The organism is Amycolatopsis sp. NPDC050768, from assembly GCF_040654155.1.
Classification (GTDB): domain Bacteria; phylum Actinomycetota; class Actinomycetes; order Mycobacteriales; family Pseudonocardiaceae; genus Amycolatopsis.
The window spans coordinates 200,552-218,494 of sequence record NZ_JBFAHL010000013.1 but is presented as its reverse complement, the minus strand read 5'-3'; the positions used below and the strand labels follow the sequence as shown (position 1 = coordinate 218,494).

Here is a 17,943-nt window from a genome sequence, read left to right as displayed (position 1 = left end):
CTTTGTGGGGTGGCCGGGTGGTCACCGCGCGGGCATCATCGCCGCACGGGCAGCGCTGCCCGTTCGACGCGAAGGGATCGGCACGTGTTCTACGACCTCGCTGTCCGCGATTTCCTCGACCGCGCGGAAACGGTGTACCCGGACCGGATCGCGGTGGTGGACGAACCCGACCAGCCCGCGGCCTCGTGGGGCGCGATCACCTACCGCGAGCTGGCCCGGCGGGCCCGCAAGCAGGCCGCGAACCTCGACGCGCTGGGCGTGCCCGTCGGCGGGCGCGTCGCGATCGTTTCGCACAACTCGGCGCGGCTGCTCACGTCGTTCTTCGGGGTTTCTGGGTGGGGCCGCATCCTGGTGCCGGTGAACTTCCGGCTCGCCCCGGCGGAGGTGCGCTACATCGTGGAGCACTCGGGCGCCGAGGTCGTGATGGTCGACCCGGAGCTGAAGCCGCTGCTGGACTCGGTCACCGCGAAGCACGTGTTCGTGCTCGGCGAGCACGACGAGCAGATCTTCGGCGGCGACGGCGAACCGCGCCCGTGGACGCCCGACGAATCGGCCACCGCCACGCTCAACTACACCTCGGGCACCACCGCGCGGCCCAAGGGCGTGCAGCTGACGCACCGCAACCTCTGGCTCAACGCCACCACGTTCGCCTTGCACACCACGCTCAACGACAACGACGTGCTGCTGCACACCCTGCCGATGTTCCACTGCAACGGCTGGGGCATGCCCTACGGCGTCACCGGTCTCGGCGCGCGCCACATCGTGCTGCGCAAGGTCGACGGCACGGAGATCCTGCGCCGCGTGGAGGAACACGGCGTCACGATCATGTGCGCCGCCCCCGCCGTGGTCACCGCGGCGCTCGACGGCGCCGCGAAGTGGGACGGCGAGATCCCCGGCCGCGACCGCGTGCGAATCGTCGTGGCGGGCGCGCCGCCGCCGACCCGCACCATCGAACGCGTGCGCGCCGAGCTGGGCTGGGAGTTCATCCAGATCTACGGCCTCACCGAGACGTCGCCGCTGCTCACGGTCAACCGCTTCCGCTCGGAGTGGGAAGACCTCGACACTCACGAGCAGGCGAAGCTCCTGGGCCGCGCGGGCGCGCCGGCGCTGGGCGTGCGCGTGTCGATCGACACCGACGGCGAGGTGCTCGTCCAGTCGAACATGAACCTCGACGGCTACTGGGAGAACCCGGACGAAACCGCCCGCGTGCAGGCGGGCAACTGGTTCCACACCGGCGACGGCGGCCGCTTCGAGGACGGCTACCTCTCCATCGCCGACCGCAAGAAGGACGTGATCATCACCGGCGGCGAGAACGTGTCCTCCATCGAGGTGGAAGACGCCCTGAACTCCCACCCGGCCGTGCGCGAGGCCGCCGTGATCGGCATCCCCGACACGAAGTGGGGCGAGCTCGTCACGGCCCTGGTCGTCACGGACGGCACCCCCGTGACGGCGGAGGACCTGATCACGCACTGCCGCGGCCACCTGGCCGGCTACAAGTGCCCGAAGCGTGTGGACTTCCTCGACGAGCTCCCCCGCACGGCGACGGGCAAGATCCAGAAGTTCAAGCTGCGCAAGCCGTTCTGGGAAGGCCAGGACCGGCAGGTGCACTAGGGAATCTCTGAAAAAGCCTTTTGTTTCAGAGTTCCGTTGCGGCTTCCCGCAGGTACGTCTCGAGCCGTCTGATCGGCGCGGTCACACCTCGCGTATCGAGTCGGCAGGTGTACAGACGACGGACGAGCGTGGGCTGCCGCATCGGGATAACCACCACGCTCGGGGGAGCGTCCGACAGCAACAACCGCGGCAGCAGTGCGACGCCGAGGCCCGCCGCGACAAGATTGAGTGCGGTACGGAAGTCCATGCCGTCGAAGTCCAAACGATGTCCGCTTCCCCGGACGCCGCTGACGGGCGACGCGGCCAAGTCGCGGACGTCGACCGCGGTGTTGATCCACGCGTCCGACGGCAGGTCGGCCGGGGTGACGCTGTCGGCTCCGGCCAGGGGATGACCGACGGGAACGACGACCATGATCGGATCGTCCATGAGGTGCTCTTGCCTGAGCCCGGCGGGCACTGGCTCGGGAGCGTGTTCGTAGTCGAAGGTGATGGCCAGGTCGATCTCACCCCGGAACAGCAGCGCATGCGTTTCGCGCTGCTCGAGTTCGCGGAGTGTGATGTGAACTGCCGGACGGGTCGACCGCAGGCGCGCGAGCGCAGCAGGAACGATGGAGGCTGCGGCGGAGATGAACGCGCCGAGCCGCACCTCGCCGACGGTTCCGTCCGCGAGCGCCGCGAGCTCGGTGGCGGCGTGGCTCATCGAGGTGGTGATCGCGGCCTCGGTGTCGAGAAGAACTTTCCCGGCCTCGGTCGCACGGACGGGCCGCCGGACCACGACTCGCGCACCGACTCGTCGTTCCAGTTCCGCGATCTGCTGCGAGACCGCGGACTGGGTGTAGCCCAGCTCGTCGGCGGCAGCGGCGAACGAGCCGAGCCGTACGACGGCCGCAAGGGTCACCAGATGCCGCGGATCGAACAGCCAAGACATGAAGTTAAGCGTAGCTTATCGAACGAGAAGAGATCATCGCTTGCGCTAATCCAGAGGCGTCGGTGACGCTGGACGCATGGACTTCACGCACTTCGACACCGCCATCGACACACTCCCCCGACGTCGGGTCGGGTTCTATCCCACTCCGTTCCACGCCTTGCCCAACCTGTCGGCGGCGTACGGGATCAACTTCTTCTTGAAACGCGAGGACCTGGCCGGCCCCGGTGCGATCAGCGGAAGCAAGATGCGTCTGGCCGAGTTCATCCTGGGGCGGGCGATCGAGGACGGGGTGACGCACGTGATCACCCAGGGCGCGTACTTGACCAACTCGGGGCTGCAGTTCGCCGCCGCCTGCCTGAGCGCACGAATCACGCCGATCCTGGTGCTGACGCGGAACGTGCCCCGGCACGGTGAACTCGGCGAGCTCCGCGGCAACTACCTGCTCAACAAAACAATGGGGGTCGAAACCCACGTCATCAACGTCACCGGCAGCACCGGAGACGCCCCGCGGATCACCGGCACCATCGCGAACCGCAAGGCCGAGCTCGAGGCACAGGGGCACAAGGTCCTCGTCGTCGGAGCCGGCGGTGCACACCCCGACGGCTTCATCGCGCACGCCCTGACCTTCCGGGAGATGCTCGAACAGTCCGACGCCGCAGGGGCCGAGCTCGACTTCGTCTACCACACGATCGGTACCGGGACCGCGCTGCCGGGGATGCTGGCAGCCAAGCTGAGCCTGGGCCACCCGGTGAAGTTCCGGTCGATCTCCATCCTGAAGTACAACGACGAAGACTGGATGAACCCCGGCGTGATCGTCGAACGGACCAAGGCGGTTCTGGCCACCTTGGGTGCGCCCGTACCCGACGACGCGACGATCCGTGCCGAGATCGACATCGACCAGCGCTTCATCGGCGAGGACTACGCCGTCGCGTCCCCCGAAAGCTCGGCAGCCATCCGCGAGCTGGCCCGAGCAGAGGGCGTCTTCGTCGGCCCCGTCTACACCGGCAAGGGACTCGCGGGATTGCTCGACCACGCCCGCAGCGGGCGGATCCCCGCCGACAGCAACGTCGCGTTCCTGCACACCGGAGACACCGGCAACCTGTTCGAAATCCCCCAAGTCGTCGGCCACATCACCGATTGACCCCGTGGCCCCCCGATGTCGGCGAGTTCGATCGGAGCGGCAGGTGAACTAGCCGCGCGGCTCGGCCGGCCGGTAGACGAGCTGCACCACCCCGTTGCCGAACACCTTCGATCGTTCCAGCGCGAAGTCCAGGTGCGGACCGTCGGCCGGGAACAGGCGGCGGCCCGCGCCGACGACGACGGGGTGTTGCAGGAGGACCAGCTCGTCGACGAGGCGGCGGGCGAGCAGCCAGCGCACGAGCGTCGCGCTGCCGCTGGTGAGGATGGTGCCGCCGGGGGCGGCCTTGAGGTCGCGGATCGCGGGTTCGAGGTCGCGCGGCAGGAGGGTGGTGTGCTGCCAGCCGACGGCGGTGAGCGTGGTGGAGGCGACGTACTTGCGGACGTTGTTCATGAACTCCGCGCCGGGGTCGTCCGTGCGGCCGGGCCACGCTTCGGCGAAGCCCTCGAACGTCACGCGGCCCAGCAGCATCGCGTCGGCGTCGGACATGCCGGCGCCGACGATGCGTTCGAGCTCGGGCGTCCAGTGCGAAAGCGACCAGCGGTCCGGCGCTTCGACGACGCCGTCCAGCGACACGAACAACGTGGACACGATCTTGCGCATCGGAGGGCTCCTCGTTCGGGGAGCCCCACTATCCCGGAGACGACCGGGATCGCGCAGACAAACCGAACGATCAACCCACTTGCCGCACCAGGTCGAGCGCGCGGCCGAGCGTCGACAGCCGCGCGTCGAGCGAGTCGCCCGCCGGGTAGAGGCGGACCGTGTCGACGCCGGCGTCGCGCCAGACGCGCAGCCGCGTGCGGACCATGTCCTCGGTGCCGATGAGCGTGGTGCCCAGGACCATCTCGTCCGTCACGAGCGAAGCGGCGCCGTCGCGGTCGCCGGACTGCCAGCGGTCGCGGACCTCCGCGGCGACCTCGGCCCAGCCCTGGCGGCTGTAGGCGTCGTTGTAGAAGTTGGTGCTCGCGGAACCCATACCCCCCAAGGAAAACGCGAGTTCCTTCTTCCGAGATCCCACCATGTCGCGCAACTCGTCATCATTTGCGGCGAACGCGACTTCCGCGCCCTGGCACACGTCGAGGTCGCCCCGCACGCGGCCGGACTTCGCGAGGCCGGCGTCGAGGTGGCTGAAGTACGCCGAAGCGCCTTCGGGCACGAAGCTGGTGCCGAGCCAGCCGTCGGCGACTTCGCCGGTGAGCTCCAGCATCTTCGGCGACAGCGTGGCCAAGTAGATGGGGATGTCCTCGCATGCTTTCGACGACAGCCGCATCGGCCGCGCCTCGCCCGGCAGCGGGATCTCGAAAGCCTTGCCGGAGAAGGAGATCTTCTCCCCCGCGAACGCGCTGCGCACGATCTGCACCGTCTCGCGCATCCGCGTGAGCGGCTTCGCGAACGGCACGCCGTGCAGTCCCTCCATCACCTGCGGCCCACTCGGTCCGAGGCCCAGTGAGAACCGGCCGCCGGACATGTCGGCGAGTGTCAACGCCGCCTGCGCCACCGCGACGGGCGTGCGCACACCGACCTGCATGATTCCGGAGCCGAGCTGCAGCCGCGAAGTGCGCCCCGCCAGGAAGCCGAGCACCGACGGCGCGTCCGAACCCCACGCCTCGGCGACCCAGCACACGTCGAGACCGAGTTTTTCAGCCTCCAGCACGAACTCCAGCGTCTCCGCCCAGCCGCCCGAGGCCTCGACCGTGGTCGCGGTGCGCATCAGCGCGCCGCCTCGACCCGGTCCTTGATCGCCGCGACGGTCGCGATCATCGCGTTCTCGAACTCGCGCATGCGCACGAAAACGATCTTCTCCTCCTTGTCCGGCATGCGGTCGATGGCGAACGACAGACCCGATCGCGCCGGCCCCATCTGCATCCACTGCGTGAGCTTCGTGCCGCCGTTCTCGGGCTCGAGCGTGAAGCGCCAGGTCGCCGTGGGCGTCTCCGCGTCCGCCACCGCCCACGCGAACACGCGCGGCTCGTCGTACTCGACGATGAACGACGTCGTCGACCACTCGCCGAGCGCGTCGTGCTTGCTGTAGCCCACGAAGGAGACGCCGAGCTTCGGGCCGGTCGCCCCGTCGCACCACTCGACACGCTGAAGCTCAGCGCTCATCTCGGGCATGCGCTGCACGTCGGACACGAACGGCCACACCGTCTCGGGAGCGCTGTCGATCCAGGTGGCCGCCTCGGCCGTGGGCTTGTCCGCGTACCGCGCGCCGGTCCACTCCATCGTGGTGCGCCTCCTCAGCTTCGACCGTCAAGGTGCCTCTGACCACGATAGTTTCGTAGTGAGACCCTCGTGTCAACGCGAGGTCGGCTCAGTGCGCGGCTTCCTGCTTCGCGAACCGCGCCTCGACGTCGGGCCGGTGCGCGATCTTCTCGGGGAAGCCGGGGCCGCGGCGCATCCGCGTGTCCTCGGAGGTGAGCGGCTCGCCGCAGTGCGCGCAGACGACCTCGGCGTGCGTGTCGTGGCCGCACTTCTCGTGGTGCGTCGTGATCGGCGGGCCGGCCTCACCGGCGAGCCAGCGGTCCCCCCACGCCGTCATCGCGATGAGGACCCCGAAGAAGTCCTTGCCCTTGTCGGTGAGCACGTAGTCGTAGCGCACCGGCTCGGTCTGGTAGGCCACCTTCTCCAGCAGACCCTCGTCGACCAGCCGGCGCAGCCGGTCGGCGAGGGTGTTGCGCGCGATGCCGAGCGCCTGCTGGAACTCGTCGAAGCGCGTGACGCCGTAGAACGCGTCGCGCAGCACGAGCGGCGTCCACCAGTCCCCGAGCAGGTCCATGGTCCGCGCGATGGAGCACGGCCACTGCGCGAAGGAAGTCCGTTTCATGGACGGGAGACTACGCCGTCTCAGTCTGAAACTCAGCTGTTGGAAGCTGTGATCAGGCGATTTCCACGCGGTGGCCGACGGTCACGTCCACGTGATCGGGCACCTCGTCGTGCTCGTCGCCGACCGAGAGCGTGCCCGCGGGCTCCACGAGCAGCACGGCCGCGCCTTCCTTCGAAGACGGCTTGTGGAACGTCCCGCGCGGCACCACGAACACCGAGCCGCGCCCCACGGTGACCACGCGCTCACCGGCGGGCTCCCGCAGGCCGATCCGGATCTCGCCGTCGAGGACCAGGAAGAACTCGTCGGTGTTCTCGTGGACGTGCCACACGTGCTCGCCGGAGAAGCGGGCGAGGCGGACGTCGTAGTCGTTGATGTTCGCGACGATGCGCGGGCTCCACACTGCGTCGAAGCCGTCGAGCACGGTCTGCAGATCGATGGGCTGGTTCATGCGATCGATCGTCGTCCTGTCGCCAGGCCACCGGGAGTGCTAGGAATAGCATATGTCGCAAGGATCCTCGCACCGCGTGGTGATGGTCGTGGACGACGGCTCGAATCCGTTCGAGATGGGCGTCGCGACGGAGCTGTTCGGCCTGCGCCGGCCCGAGCTCGGGCGGCCCTGGTACGAGTTCACGCTGGCCTCGGCGCGCGAGCGCGTGGGCATGCACCTGGGGATGTTCACGCTCTCGGGCATCGCGGGGCTCGGCGCGGTCGACGAGGCGGACACGGTGATCGTGCCGAACCGGCCGGATCCGCAGGTGCCGGCGGATGCCTCGGTGCTGTCGGCGATCCGGCGGGCGCACGCGCGCGGCGCGCGGCTGATGAGCTTCTGCACCGGCGCGTTCACGCTGGCCGAGGCGGGTGTGCTGGACGGGCTGCGCGCGACGACGCACTGGCGGTGGGCGGCCGAGTTCACCGAGCGCTACCCCGACGTGCGGTTGGAGCCCGACGTCCTGTTCGTCGACGAGGGCACGGTGCTCACGGCGGCGGGCAGCGCGGCGGCGATGGACCTTGGCCTGTACGTGATCCAGCGCGACCACGGCGCGGAGATCGCCAACGCCGTGAGCCGCCGCCTGGTCTTCCCCGGCCACCGCGACGGCGGTCAGCAGCAGTTCGTGGAACGGCCGGTGCCCGTGGTGCCGGACGCGTCGCTGGCGCCGTTGCTGGAGTGGGCGCGCGCCAATCTCGACCGGGCGTTGACCGTCGCGGACCTGGCCACGCGGGCGGCGACCAGCCAGGCGACGCTGCACCGGCGGTTCCGCGGCGAGCTGGGCACGACGCCGCTGGCCTGGCTGACGACGGAGCGGGTGAGCCTCGCGTGCCGACTGCTGGAACGCGGCGAGCTGCGGCTGGACCGCGTCGCCACCGAATGCGGGTTCGGGACGGCCGCCAACCTGCGGGCGCAGCTGCGGCGGCACACGGGGCTGAGCCCGTCGGAGTACCGGCGGCGGTTCGGGCCGGCGGCCTGATCAGTTCTCGAGCTCGCGCAGGGCGGCGGCGATCGCGTCGCGGTGAACGGCCGGCGGGTAGGTGGCAGGGTCGGCCGCGGTCAGGGCGTTGAGGCCTTCGACCAGGGCGATCAGGCGTTTCGCGGTCCGTTCGCGGCGCGGGTGAGCCCAGCGGGGGTGGCAGGCGCCGACGAGCCGCGTCACGCGGATGACGAACGAGCGGTTGTGCGCGCGGTGGCGGTCTGCCAGCTCGGGGTCTGCCAGGGCGGCGGCGAGGAAGCCGACCCAGACCCGGGCCTCGTCGGCGGCTTCTTCGGTGAGAGTGGCGGCGTGGCAGAGGACGTCGCGCAACACGGCGGTGGGTGGGCCGCCGACGGCTTCGGTGGCGTCGGCGCGTTCGGCGGTGCGCTGGTGCAGCTGGTCGCGGGCGTGCAGCAGCAGGGCCCGCTTGGTCGGGAACGCGTGCATGACCAGGCCCGTGGTGCAGCCCGCGCGCTCGGCGACGGCGCGCACGGTGAGACCGGGCAGCCCGTCGACGGCCAGCACTTGCCACACCGCGCCGGAGAGCAGTTCGCGCTGAGCGTCGACGTCGCGCTGTCTTGGCATGCGAGCCTCCTTTCCGTAACATCGGTTACGGTAACACTTGTTCCGAAACCACGCGTGAATTTTTGGGGGGTGGCGGTGATCGAGATCCTGCGTTCGGAGTGGGACGCGCCGGAGGCGGTGGCCCTGCGGACGGCACAACGGGCCGAATTGGACACCCGGTACGCGACCAGTGATCACGAAGCCGGCCCGGCGCCAACCGCCGAAAGTATGGCCGTTTTTGTCATCGCGTGGTCCGACGGCACCGCGGTCGGCTGCGGTGGCCTGCGGTTCCTCGGGCCGGGTGAGGCGGAGATCAAACGCATGTACGTGGTGCCGGCCTCGCGCGGCACCGGCGTTTCGACGGCGTTGTTGCGAGCGCTCGAAGAGGAGGCCGTGTCGCACGGCCTCACGCGGCTACTGCTGGAAACCGGCGTCCGCCAGCCGGACGCGATGCGCTTCTACCAGCGGGAAGGCTACGAACCGATCCCGGCCTTCGGCGCGTACGACAGTGATCCACTGGCCCGATGCTTCGCGCGATTACTCCATTCGGCGCAGTCGTTGGAAAACCAGTCCGCACCTCCTGTTAAACCCCGGTGAAAATGTCCGATCGGCCAACTACGGATTTAGCGTGGATGGACGAGACCTCGCCGTCTCGACAGATTTGGCGCAGGCTCACAAAAGGCGGCCGTCTTCGGCTAGCTTGACGGAAGAGAGGGTCCGAAAGGCGAAACGGGGAGCGACGATGGCGAAACACCGGCCACGCCGGAGGTCTGTCCGCGGCAAGGCGGCGGCCGCCCTCGCGGGTGGCGCGCTCGTGGTGCTGCCGACGATGGCCGCGTCGGGTCTGCCTATTCCGCTCGCCGCCGCCCCGGCCCCCACGGCCGCGGGCACCTCGCAGTCGCCGATCGCCGCGCCGTGGCTCCCGCCGAACATCGAGCTCCCGCCGGTCGCCGTGGACGGCAGCCTGCCGCAGCCGCCGACCCCGTTGCCGCTGACCGTGCCGGGCTTTCAGGTGAGCACGGGTTCGGCCACGCCGTCCGGTCCACTGGGGATTCCGGGCAGCATGCTGAAGGCGTACCAGAACGCGGCCGACATCATGTCCCGCGAGCAGCCCGGCTGTCACCTCGACTGGGAGCTCATCGCGGCCATCGGGCGCATCGAGTCCAACCACGCGCGCGGCGGTTACGTCGACGCGCAAGGCAACACGCTCGAGCCCATCCTCGGGCCGGTGCTCGACGGTTCCGGCCCGTTCGCCGCCATCGGCGACACCGACGGCGGCAAGTACGACGGCAACGCGGTGTGGGACCGCGCCGTGGGCGCCACGCAGTTCATCCCGTCGACCTGGGCGGGCTACGCCTCCGACGGCAATGGCGACGGCGTGTCCAACCCGAACAACATCTACGACGAAACCCTCGCCACGGCGCGCTACCTGTGCTCCGGCGGCTTGGACCTTTCCAGCGACGCGATGCAGCGCGTGGCCGTGCGGCGCTACAACAACTCGCAGTCCTATGTGGACACGGTCATGGCCTACGCGGCGGCCTACCGCGGCGGCGTGTCGCAGCTGCCCGACAGCCAGGTCCCCATCGGCGCGCCCCCGGGCCCCGGCGCCATCGCGGCCGCCGCCGGCAGCCCCCTCGGCGACCCGGCCCCGCCGCCGCCCCCGGTCGTCACCCCGCCGGGCTCCCCCACGCAGCTCCCGGCGTCGACGACGCCGAGCTCAACCCCCACGACTCCGGCGGAATCCAGCACCACCCCGTCGGACTCCAGTACCACGCCGCCGCCGTCCGACGGGTCGACCCCGCCGTCTTCGGACAGCTCGACTCCGCCGCCTGCCGAGAGCTCGACCCCACCGGCCGGCTCGACCCCACCGGCCGGCTCGACCCCACCGGCCGACTCGACGACGCCGACCACCACCACCCCGTCGTCGTCCGGCTCGGACTCGTCGTCGTCCGGCTCGGACTCGTCTTCCTCCACGGGCTCGGACACCACCTCGCCCCCGGAGACGACGAGCACCACGCCGACCAGCTGATTCCCGTGGCGTGAGTGGTGAAGCCGGGCTCCACCACTCACGCGTCCGGCTGCGTCAGGAAGCGCGGGCCTCGTCGTAGGCGTCGCGGGCTTCGGTTACGGCGGGGAGCCTGCGCTCGACCCAGTGGGCCAGGCCGCGGACCTGTTCGGCGGCCTCGCGGCCCATCGGGGTGAGCGAGTAGTCGACGCGGGGCGGGATGACGGGTTTGGCGTCGCGGTCGAGGAAACCGTCGCGTTCGAGGGTTTGCAGCGTCTGCGCCAGCATTTTTTCACTCACGCCGCCGATTTCGCGGCGGAGCTCGCTGAAGCGGTATGAGCGTTCGAGCAGGGCGGCGAGCACGAGGATGCCCCAGCGGCTCGTCACGTGTTCCAGCACGATGCGCGACGGGCAAGTCGCGCGGTTGACGTTGGGCGCCTCGGGCAGTGCTGCGGTCATGTCACCCTCCTGGTTACTCGAACACCAGTACCTTACTCTGAAGTGGGTACTTTCCGAGAGAAAGTAACAGTCCTACGGTGAGTGGCGGAAGATCCACCGACCCGAAGGAAGAACATGAGCATCGTCATCACCGGCGCCACCGGGCAGCTGGGCCGGCAGGTCGTCGCCGACCTCCTCGCGGCCGGCGTGCCCGCGGGTGAGATCACGGCCGTGGCGCGCAGTGCGGAGAAGGCGGCCGACCTGGGTGTGCGCGTGCACGTCGGCGACTACGACCGGCCGGAGACGCTGGCCGGGGCGTTCGCCGCCGGGGACCGCGTGCTGCTGGTGTCCGGCACCGAGCTCGGCAAGCGCGTCGGCCAGCACACCGCCGTCATCGACGCCGCGAAGGCCGCCGACGTCGCACAAATCGCGTACACGAGCGTCTTCGGCGGCCAGGACGCCGACTTCACCCTCGCCGACGACCACCTCGAGACCGAGCAGCGCATCCTTGACTCCGGGCTGCCGTACACGTTCCTGCGCAACAACTGGTACTCCGAGATGGTGGTCCTCGACGTCGCCGGGTCGCTCGCCCGCGGTGCCGTCGTGAACAGCATCTCCGCCGACGCGCGCATCGCCAGCGCGCCGCGCGAGGACTACGCCGCGGCCGCCGCCACGGTCCTCCGTACCGACGGTCACCTCGGCGTCGCCTACGAGCTCGGCGGCGACACCGCGTTCACGTACGGCGAGTTCGCCGCGGAGCTCGCGCGCCTCGGCGGCCGCCCGGTGGTCCATACCACCATCCCCGGCGCGGAGTACGAAGCAATCCTGACCGGCGCCGGTGTGCCGGCATTGATGGCGACGGTCCTGGTCGACGTCGACGACGCCATCTCGCGCGGCCGCCTCGCCGGCACCCCGGGCGAGCTGGCGAAGCTCCTCGGCCGCCCGCCGGCACCGATCAGCGAGACGATCGCGAAGCTGCTCGGCTGAGCCCGATTCCCCGCGCTCCCGCCTCGGGGACCGGCCGAGATCGCGCTATAAGCTGCAGGCGGTCCGAGCCCGAGGAGCGAACGTGTCCTGGAACCCCCAAGCGCTGCCCGATCTGTCCGGTCGCACCTATGCCGTGACGGGCGGGAACGCGGGGATCGGCTACTTCATCTCCGAACAGCTCGCCGGCGCCGGCGCACACGTGGTGATCCTCGGACGCACCCCGGCCCGGCTGGCGACCGCGGCCGACGCGATCAAAAACCGCCACGCGCAGGCCGAAATCAGCACGATCCGCCTGGATCTGGCCGACCTCGAGTCCGTCGCGGAAGCCGCCGATTCGCTCAATCGTCTCGGGCACGTGGACGGGCTGGTCGAGAACGCCGGCTCGACCTCCCCCGGCCGCCGACGCCGGACCACGCGCCAGGGCTTCGAACTCGCCGTCGGCACCAACCACCTCGGCCACTTCGCCCTCACCGCGCTCGCGATGCCGGTGCTCACCGCGTCCCACGCCCGCGTCGTGCCCATGGGCAGCCTGATCACCCGGCTGCAGCCGTTCGACCTCGACGACCTGCAGACCGAACGCAAGTACTCCGAGTTCCGCGCCTACGCCCAGTCCAAGCACGCCGTGCAGTCCTTCGGCTTCGAACTCGACCGGCGGCTGCGCGCGGCCGGCTCGAAGGTCACGTGCGTGGTGGCCCACCCCGGCTTCAGCCTCGACAGCGCCAGCCCGCGCCGCGACGGCATCACCGACCCGAAGCCGCTGATGCGCCTGTTCGCGCCCCTCACGCAGGGCAAGGACCGCGGCGCCTGGCCCGCCGTCCGCGCCGCCGTCGACCCGGAAGCCACCGGGGGCCAGTTCTACGGCCCCGCCCGCGGCGGCGTCGGCCGCCCCGCACCGAAGACGGCCGTCAAGGTCGACCGCGACCCCGAACGCGCGGCCAAGCTGTGGGCCCTGTCGGAAAAGCTGACGGGCACGACGTTCGACGTCCACTGATCAACCCGGCGGCTCAAGCCCCGAGTCGAGCGCGTCCATCGCCCGATTCAGCAGCGCCACCAGGTCCGGGTCGCTCCCCGGGTACCAGCACTTGAACGCCGCCCGGTTCGCGGCGAACGCGGTCTCCACCGTGAGCCGCACGTAGAGGTCGTCGACAGGTTGGCCGGTCCGCGCCGCGATGGACTCCAGGGCGGCCTCCTCCACGAGCTTGTTGACGTGCGCGAGCCGGCCCCACAACTCGGGGTATTCGCGCAGCATCAGGGCCCGCTCGCCGAAGGTGGGGTCGGCGGAGGCTTCCGTGAAGCGCTCCGTGAAGACCGCGCGCAGGGTCGCGAGTGGACGTTCCGAGGCAGGCCGCGCGGCGACGCCCGACCGGATGCCGTCGGGGGTGAGCGCCAGGGAGAAGACCGCGGCTTCCTTGCTGTCGAAGTAGTTGAAGAACGTGCGCGCCGAGACGCCGGCCTTGTCGCAGATCTGGTCGACGGTCACCTCGTGCGGCCCGCGCGATCGGTACAGCGCGACGGCCGCCGCGCGGATCGCCTGTCGCGTTGCTTCCTTCTTGCGCTCGCGAAGTCCCGCCCCTGTCATCTTTCTTACACTACTGCACTTTTGCAGTACTGCAAGATAACGTGACCGCCATGGCGGACGAACTGGGCAAACCCTCGACCACCCGCACCCTCGCCGAGAACCTTTGGTTCCCTGTTGTCCTTTTTCTCGGTTTTGCCCTGGTCTACCTCGCCGCCTTCCACCGGCCGCAGCCGCACGAGGTGCCGGTGGCCTTCGCCGACCCGGTGGCCGCGACCCGGGTCCAAAGCCGGCTCGACGAGGTCAGCCCCGGCGGGTTCCACGTCGTCGCCGTGCCCGACGCGCAAGCGGCCCGTGAAGCCGTGCTGGACCGCACCACCAGCGGGGCCTTCACCCCGGACGCAAAGCACCCCGTGCTCTACGTCGCCAAAGCCAACGGCTTCACCCTCCAGTCCCTGCTGACCCAGACCTTCACGCCGCTGGCCAACGGGAAGCTCACCGTCGTCGACCTCGCCCCGACCGTCGCCGGCGACCCGCTGGGCAACGGGCTGTTCTACCTGCTCCTCGCGTGGGGCCTGCCGAGCTACTTCGCCGTCATGATGCTGCTGCGCGCGGTCGGGCTCAGCCGTCGCGCGCGGATGGTCACGTTCGTCGGCTGGGCCGCGTTCCTCTCCGTGGCGGGTTTCCTCATCGCCCACGCCATGGACGTGATCCCCGGCAACCCGGTCGCGATCCCGCTCGCGTTCCTGTCGAGCCTCGTGGTTTCCCTGGTCTCCCAAGGCCTCGTGCCGATCTTCAAGCAGTTCTTCCCCGGCGTCGCGGTCATGCTGTTCGTCATCCTCAGCTCCGCGTCCAGCGGCGGCACCGTCCCGCCGCAGATGCAGCCCGCGCTGTTCCGCGCCCTGCACCCGATCCTGCCGATGGGCAACCTCAACGACGCACTGCGCGGCGTCTTCTACTTCCACGGCGCCGGCGTCGGCGGGAACGTCCTGGTGTTGTGCGCCTGGCTCGCGCTCGGCATCGCCCTCAACGTGGGCCACGCGCTGTGGCTTCGCCGGAAGCACACGCAAGACGAAGCACCGCCCGTGGAAGATCCCGTGCTCGAGATGCCGCGGCCCACCGCGCTCCCGACCCACGGCCACCGGTTCGGCGAGCTCGTGCCCATGCTGATCGGCACCGTCCGCTCAACCACCGGTGACCGCGTCGGCGGCGCGATCCTCACCGTCACCGACGGAAAAGGCCGGCAGCTCGTGCGGACCACCGCCGACGACGAGGGTGCTTTCGCCGTCGGCGGACTGCCCGAGCAGTTCGTGGACCTCGTGGTGACCGCGCCCGGCCGCCAACCCACCGCACGCCGGACGTTCTTCCGCGAAGGCGTCTTCCGGCGCGAAGACTTCGTGCTCGCCCCGGAGCCGGCGCTCACGCCGTCCAGCCACCGTCCACAGTGAGCGTCGAGCCGGTCGTGTACGAAGACGCGTCCGACGCCAGATACACCGCCGCACCACCGAGCTCCGGCGGCGAGGCCACGCGGTTCTGCGGGATGTTCGCCAGGATCCGCTCGCCCCACTTGCTCGTGACCAGGCCCTCGGACAGCTCGGTGTGGAAATAGCCCGGCGCCAGCACGTTCACGCGCACGCCCTTCGGCGCCCACTCCACAGCAAGCACGCGCGACAGCGCCTCGACACCACCCTTGCTCGCGGCGTACGCGGCAATGCGGTCGAACCCGGTGCGCGCGTGCACCGACGACACCGTGATGATCGACCCCGCTCCCTGCGTGAGCATCTGCCGCCCGGCCGCGCGGGCGCAGTAGTACGTGCCCGACAGGTTGACGTCGAGCACGTGCGCCCAGTCGTCGTCGCTGCCCTGCTCGCTGCGCCGGAACGTCGGGCTGATCCCGGCCGCGGTCACGCACACGTCCAACCGCCCGTGCGAAGCCACGATCCCCGATACCGCACTGTCCGCAAAGGACGGATCCGACACCGAACCCGGGAGCACCAGAGCACCACCGACCTCCGCCGCCAACGACGTCAGGTCGTCCTCCGTCCGCGACGTCACGGCCAGCGTCGCCCCGGCCGCGGCCAACGCCACCGCGATCGCCCGGCCCAGGCCCTTGCCCGCGCCCGTGACCCAGACGACCTTGCCCGTCAGATCGAAGCTCATCCGCGAAGGTTCCTCTTCAGCACCTTGCCCGACGGCGTCCGCGGCAGCTCGTCGAGGAACACGAGATCCGCCGGCACCTTGAACTTCGCCAGCCGTTCGCGGCAGAACGCCACCAGCGCGTCGCGGTCCTGTGCCGCGCCCGGGCGCAGCACGACGAAAGCCTGCGGCACCTCACCCCACCGCGGGTGGCCCATGCCGACCACCGCCGCCTCGACGACGTCGGGGTGCTCGTACAGCACGCGCTCCACCTCTGGCGTCGCGATGTTCTCGCCGCCCGACACGATCATGTCCTTCTTGCGGTCCTCGACGTAGAGGTACCCGTCCTCGTCGAGCCGCCCGACGTCGCCGGTGTGGAACCAGCCGTCGCGGAACGCCTTCGCCGTCGCGGCCTCGTCGCGCCAGTACCCGATGCTCACCTTGGGCCCGCGCAACGCGATCTCGCCCAGCTCGCCGGTGGGCAGCGGCGCCCCGGTCTCGTCGACGATCCGGACTTCCAGGTGCACCACCGGCCGCCCGACGGAACCCACCTTGGCCAGCATGTGCTCGGGGTCGTTGAAGGTGTCGCCCGACACGGTCTCGGTGAGCCCGTACGCGTCGGAGAACCACGCCTTCGGGAACGCGGCGAGGATCTTCTCCACCAGCGGCACCGGCATCTTCTCCCCGCCGCCGATGATGAACCGGATCGACGATGTGTCGCGCTCAAGAATGTCTGGTAGTTGCAGGATCGCGTTCATCATCGAGGGCGCCAGCCAGATGTTGCTCGGCCGCTCGCGCTCGATCGTGTCCACGACCTCGGCCGCGTCGAACTTCCGCAGCACGATCAGTGAGCCGCCCGCGTGCAGCGTGCCGACGCCGGGCAGGTCGAACCCGCCGACGTGGTACAGCGGCCCGCACACCAACGTCGCGTCCTCGGCGGTGATGCCGAACTCGACGAGGTGGCCGAGGTTCTTCCACGCCAGGTTCCCGTGCGTGATCTGCACGCCCTTCGGCCGCGACGTCGTGCCGGACGTGTACATCAGCCGCTGCAGGTCATCCGCGCCGACCGACGCCGGCGTCACGGAACGGCCGAGGTTCGAGCCCACCAGGTCTTGGTACGACGTCCAGCCCGAAGCACTTCCACCCAGCAACAGCCGCTGTTTCAGGCCGGGCAACGGCAGGGTGTCCACGGCGGACTGGAACTCCGGCTCCGTCAGCAGTGCCACCGCGCCCGAGTGGTCGAGGATGTAACGCCATTCCTCGGGCGAGAGCCGGTAGTTGAGTGGCAGGAACGCGGCCCCGATCCGGTTCACCGCGAAGACCGCCTCCAGGAACTCGAGGTGGTTGTACAGCAGCAGCCCGACGACGTCACCGCGGCCGATGCCCAGCTCCGTGAGCCCGGACGCCAGCGCGTCGACCCGGGCGAGCAGCTCGCGGTTGGTCAAGGACCGCGAACCCTGGCTGAGCACCACCTTGTCCGGATACCGGCCGGTGTTGTGGTCGAGGATCGTGGCGAAGTTCGACATCAGCGCTCCTGTGCGTGGAAGCTGTGCAGCTCGCCCCCGGCCGATCCCCAGTGGATGGTGCTGATCATGCCGCCGTCGGCGACCAGATCGGTGCCGGTGACGTAGTCCGCGCCCGGCCCGGCCAGGAACGCCACCACGCGCGCGATGTCGTCCGGCTCGCCGATGCGGCCCAGCGGTGTGTTCGCCACCGTTGCCGCGCGGATGTTCTCGTTGCCCAGTGTGTCGCGGTTCAGTCCGCTGTGGACGACGCCGGGGCTCACGGAGTTGATGCGGATCCCGTCCACGGCCAGCTCCGCGGCCAGCTGCTTCGTCAACGCCAGCACCCCGCCCTTCGCCGCCGTATAGGAGGAAAAGCCGTACCCGGTGTGCCCGGCGATCGACGCGATCTGCACGATCGAGCCGCCGCCACCCGCGGCCATCGCCGGAATCACCTGCTTGAGCAGGATGAAGTACCCGGTGAGGTTCACATCGAGCACCCGCCGCCACTCGCCCACAGTGGACTCCAGCAGCTTCTTGCGGATGATGATCCCCGCGGCGTTCACCAGCACCTTCGGCGGACCGAACCGTTCGACGGCCTCGCTCACCGCGTCGGCCACGGCGTCTTCGTCGGTGACGTCGACCGCGAACGCCACCGCGGCCACGGAAAGTTCCTTCGCCGTGCGCTCGGCCGCGGCTCCGTCGGAGTCGAGCAGCACGAGCGGCCGGCCGTCCTCGGCGAGCCGCAGCGCGCAGGCGCGGCCGATCCCGGAGCCCGCCCCGGTGACGACCGCGCAGCCTGTCTTGTCCACAGTGGACCTCCTTCCG

At 70.0% G+C, this 17,943-nt stretch carries 20 protein-coding genes; 8 read left to right on the top strand and 12 right to left on the bottom strand.

All coding sequences use genetic code 11. The annotated features are described in order from the left end of the window. Nucleotides 1-84 precede the first annotated feature (84 nt). Entirely contained in the window at nucleotides 85-1,611 is a 1,527-nt protein-coding gene (locus tag AB0H62_RS33490; RefSeq protein ID WP_360590546.1) for an AMP-binding protein, read from the top strand. A 25-nt stretch (nucleotides 1,612-1,636) separates the two neighbouring features. Here AB0H62_RS33490 and AB0H62_RS33485 read toward each other — a convergent pair whose 3' ends face one another. Further along, nucleotides 1,637-2,509: a LysR family transcriptional regulator gene (locus tag AB0H62_RS33485; protein ID WP_360590544.1), complete on the bottom strand. Its 873-nt coding sequence runs from the start codon at nucleotides 2,507-2,509 to the stop codon at nucleotides 1,637-1,639. 106 nt (nucleotides 2,510-2,615) lie between these two features. Here AB0H62_RS33485 and AB0H62_RS33480 point away from each other — a divergent pair, with 106 nt between their 5' ends. Next, nucleotides 2,616-3,680: a pyridoxal-phosphate dependent enzyme gene (locus AB0H62_RS33480; RefSeq protein WP_360590542.1), complete on the top strand. Its 1,065-nt coding sequence runs from the start codon at nucleotides 2,616-2,618 to the stop codon at nucleotides 3,678-3,680. 48 nt (nucleotides 3,681-3,728) lie between these two features. On the opposite strand, the gene AB0H62_RS33475 is transcribed toward AB0H62_RS33480, so the two are convergent. From AB0H62_RS33475 to AB0H62_RS33455, 5 genes are all read right to left on the bottom strand, one after another. After that, nucleotides 3,729-4,280: a dihydrofolate reductase family protein gene (locus AB0H62_RS33475; RefSeq protein WP_220243658.1), complete on the bottom strand. Its 552-nt coding sequence runs from the start codon at nucleotides 4,278-4,280 to the stop codon at nucleotides 3,729-3,731. Between the two features lie 70 nt (nucleotides 4,281-4,350). Continuing rightward, nucleotides 4,351-5,388 carry an LLM class flavin-dependent oxidoreductase gene (locus AB0H62_RS33470; RefSeq protein ID WP_220243659.1) on the bottom strand — a complete coding sequence of 346 codons (1,038 nt, stop codon included), beginning with the start codon at nucleotides 5,386-5,388 and terminating at the stop codon, nucleotides 4,351-4,353. Continuing rightward, on the bottom strand, nucleotides 5,388-5,900 hold the full coding sequence (locus AB0H62_RS33465) for an SRPBCC family protein (RefSeq protein ID WP_220243660.1): 513 nt from the start codon (nucleotides 5,898-5,900) through the stop codon (nucleotides 5,388-5,390). The genes AB0H62_RS33470 and AB0H62_RS33465 overlap by 1 nt, the downstream gene beginning before the upstream one ends. Nucleotides 5,901-5,988: 88 nt before the next feature. Further along, nucleotides 5,989-6,501, bottom strand: coding sequence for a helix-turn-helix domain-containing protein (locus AB0H62_RS33460; protein WP_220243661.1), 513 nt, complete (start codon nucleotides 6,499-6,501; stop codon nucleotides 5,989-5,991). 52 nt (nucleotides 6,502-6,553) lie between these two features. Beyond that, nucleotides 6,554-6,949 carry a cupin domain-containing protein gene (locus AB0H62_RS33455; protein WP_220243662.1) on the bottom strand — a complete coding sequence of 132 codons (396 nt, stop codon included), beginning with the start codon at nucleotides 6,947-6,949 and terminating at the stop codon, nucleotides 6,554-6,556. Between the two features lie 52 nt (nucleotides 6,950-7,001). Between AB0H62_RS33455 and AB0H62_RS33450 the strand changes: the two genes are divergently transcribed. Next, nucleotides 7,002-7,967 (top strand): helix-turn-helix domain-containing protein, encoded by a 966-nt coding sequence (locus AB0H62_RS33450; protein ID WP_360590539.1) that lies wholly within the window; start codon nucleotides 7,002-7,004, stop codon nucleotides 7,965-7,967. Here the strand turns inward: AB0H62_RS33450 and AB0H62_RS33445 are convergent, their stop codons facing one another. Further along, nucleotides 7,968-8,552, bottom strand: a complete 585-nt coding sequence (locus tag AB0H62_RS33445; protein WP_220243664.1) for a TetR/AcrR family transcriptional regulator — start codon at nucleotides 8,550-8,552, stop codon at nucleotides 7,968-7,970. A gap of 69 nt (nucleotides 8,553-8,621) precedes the next feature. On the opposite strand from AB0H62_RS33445, the gene AB0H62_RS33440 reads away from it, so the two are divergent. Next, a complete protein-coding gene (locus AB0H62_RS33440) occupies nucleotides 8,622-9,128 on the top strand; it encodes a GNAT family N-acetyltransferase (RefSeq protein WP_360590537.1) in 507 nt (168 codons plus the stop codon). A 145-nt stretch (nucleotides 9,129-9,273) separates the two neighbouring features. Continuing rightward, complete coding sequence (locus AB0H62_RS33435) at nucleotides 9,274-10,560, top strand: lytic murein transglycosylase (protein ID WP_360590535.1); 1,287 nt, start codon at nucleotides 9,274-9,276, stop codon at nucleotides 10,558-10,560. A gap of 54 nt (nucleotides 10,561-10,614) precedes the next feature. Here the strand turns inward: AB0H62_RS33435 and AB0H62_RS33430 are convergent, their stop codons facing one another. Then, complete coding sequence (locus tag AB0H62_RS33430) at nucleotides 10,615-10,995, bottom strand: helix-turn-helix domain-containing protein (RefSeq protein WP_220243667.1); 381 nt, start codon at nucleotides 10,993-10,995, stop codon at nucleotides 10,615-10,617. A 114-nt stretch (nucleotides 10,996-11,109) separates the two neighbouring features. On the opposite strand from AB0H62_RS33430, the gene AB0H62_RS33425 reads away from it, so the two are divergent. Both AB0H62_RS33425 and AB0H62_RS33420 read left to right on the top strand, forming a co-directional pair. After that, the gene (locus AB0H62_RS33425) at nucleotides 11,110-11,961 is read left to right on the top strand and encodes an SDR family oxidoreductase (protein ID WP_266118150.1); all 852 of its coding nucleotides are present in this window, start codon (nucleotides 11,110-11,112) and stop codon (nucleotides 11,959-11,961) included. Between the two features lie 82 nt (nucleotides 11,962-12,043). Further along, complete coding sequence (locus AB0H62_RS33420; protein WP_220243669.1) at nucleotides 12,044-12,952, top strand: SDR family NAD(P)-dependent oxidoreductase; 909 nt, start codon at nucleotides 12,044-12,046, stop codon at nucleotides 12,950-12,952. Here the strand turns inward: AB0H62_RS33420 and AB0H62_RS33415 are convergent, their stop codons facing one another. Beyond that, complete coding sequence (locus tag AB0H62_RS33415; protein WP_360590533.1) at nucleotides 12,953-13,540, bottom strand: TetR/AcrR family transcriptional regulator; 588 nt, start codon at nucleotides 13,538-13,540, stop codon at nucleotides 12,953-12,955. A 50-nt stretch (nucleotides 13,541-13,590) separates the two neighbouring features. Here AB0H62_RS33415 and AB0H62_RS33410 point away from each other — a divergent pair, with 50 nt between their 5' ends. Then, the gene (locus AB0H62_RS33410; RefSeq protein WP_360590531.1) at nucleotides 13,591-14,925 is read left to right on the top strand and encodes a carboxypeptidase regulatory-like domain-containing protein; all 1,335 of its coding nucleotides are present in this window, start codon (nucleotides 13,591-13,593) and stop codon (nucleotides 14,923-14,925) included. Here AB0H62_RS33410 and AB0H62_RS33405 read toward each other — a convergent pair. From AB0H62_RS33405 to AB0H62_RS33395, 3 genes are read right to left on the bottom strand one after another with little or no spacing between them, the layout of a single operon-like run. Beyond that, nucleotides 14,897-15,637: an SDR family oxidoreductase gene (locus AB0H62_RS33405; protein ID WP_360590529.1), complete on the bottom strand. Its 741-nt coding sequence runs from the start codon at nucleotides 15,635-15,637 to the stop codon at nucleotides 14,897-14,899. The genes AB0H62_RS33410 and AB0H62_RS33405 overlap by 29 nt on opposite strands. Beyond that, nucleotides 15,634-17,139 carry a long-chain fatty acid--CoA ligase gene (locus tag AB0H62_RS33400; RefSeq protein WP_360590527.1) on the bottom strand — a complete coding sequence of 502 codons (1,506 nt, stop codon included), beginning with the start codon at nucleotides 17,137-17,139 and terminating at the stop codon, nucleotides 15,634-15,636. Before AB0H62_RS33400 ends, AB0H62_RS33405 begins: the two co-directional genes overlap by 4 nt. After that, a complete protein-coding gene (locus AB0H62_RS33395) occupies nucleotides 17,139-17,927 on the bottom strand; it encodes an SDR family NAD(P)-dependent oxidoreductase (protein WP_360590525.1) in 789 nt (262 codons plus the stop codon). The genes AB0H62_RS33400 and AB0H62_RS33395 overlap by 1 nt, the downstream gene beginning before the upstream one ends. Nucleotides 17,928-17,943 lie beyond the last annotated feature (16 nt).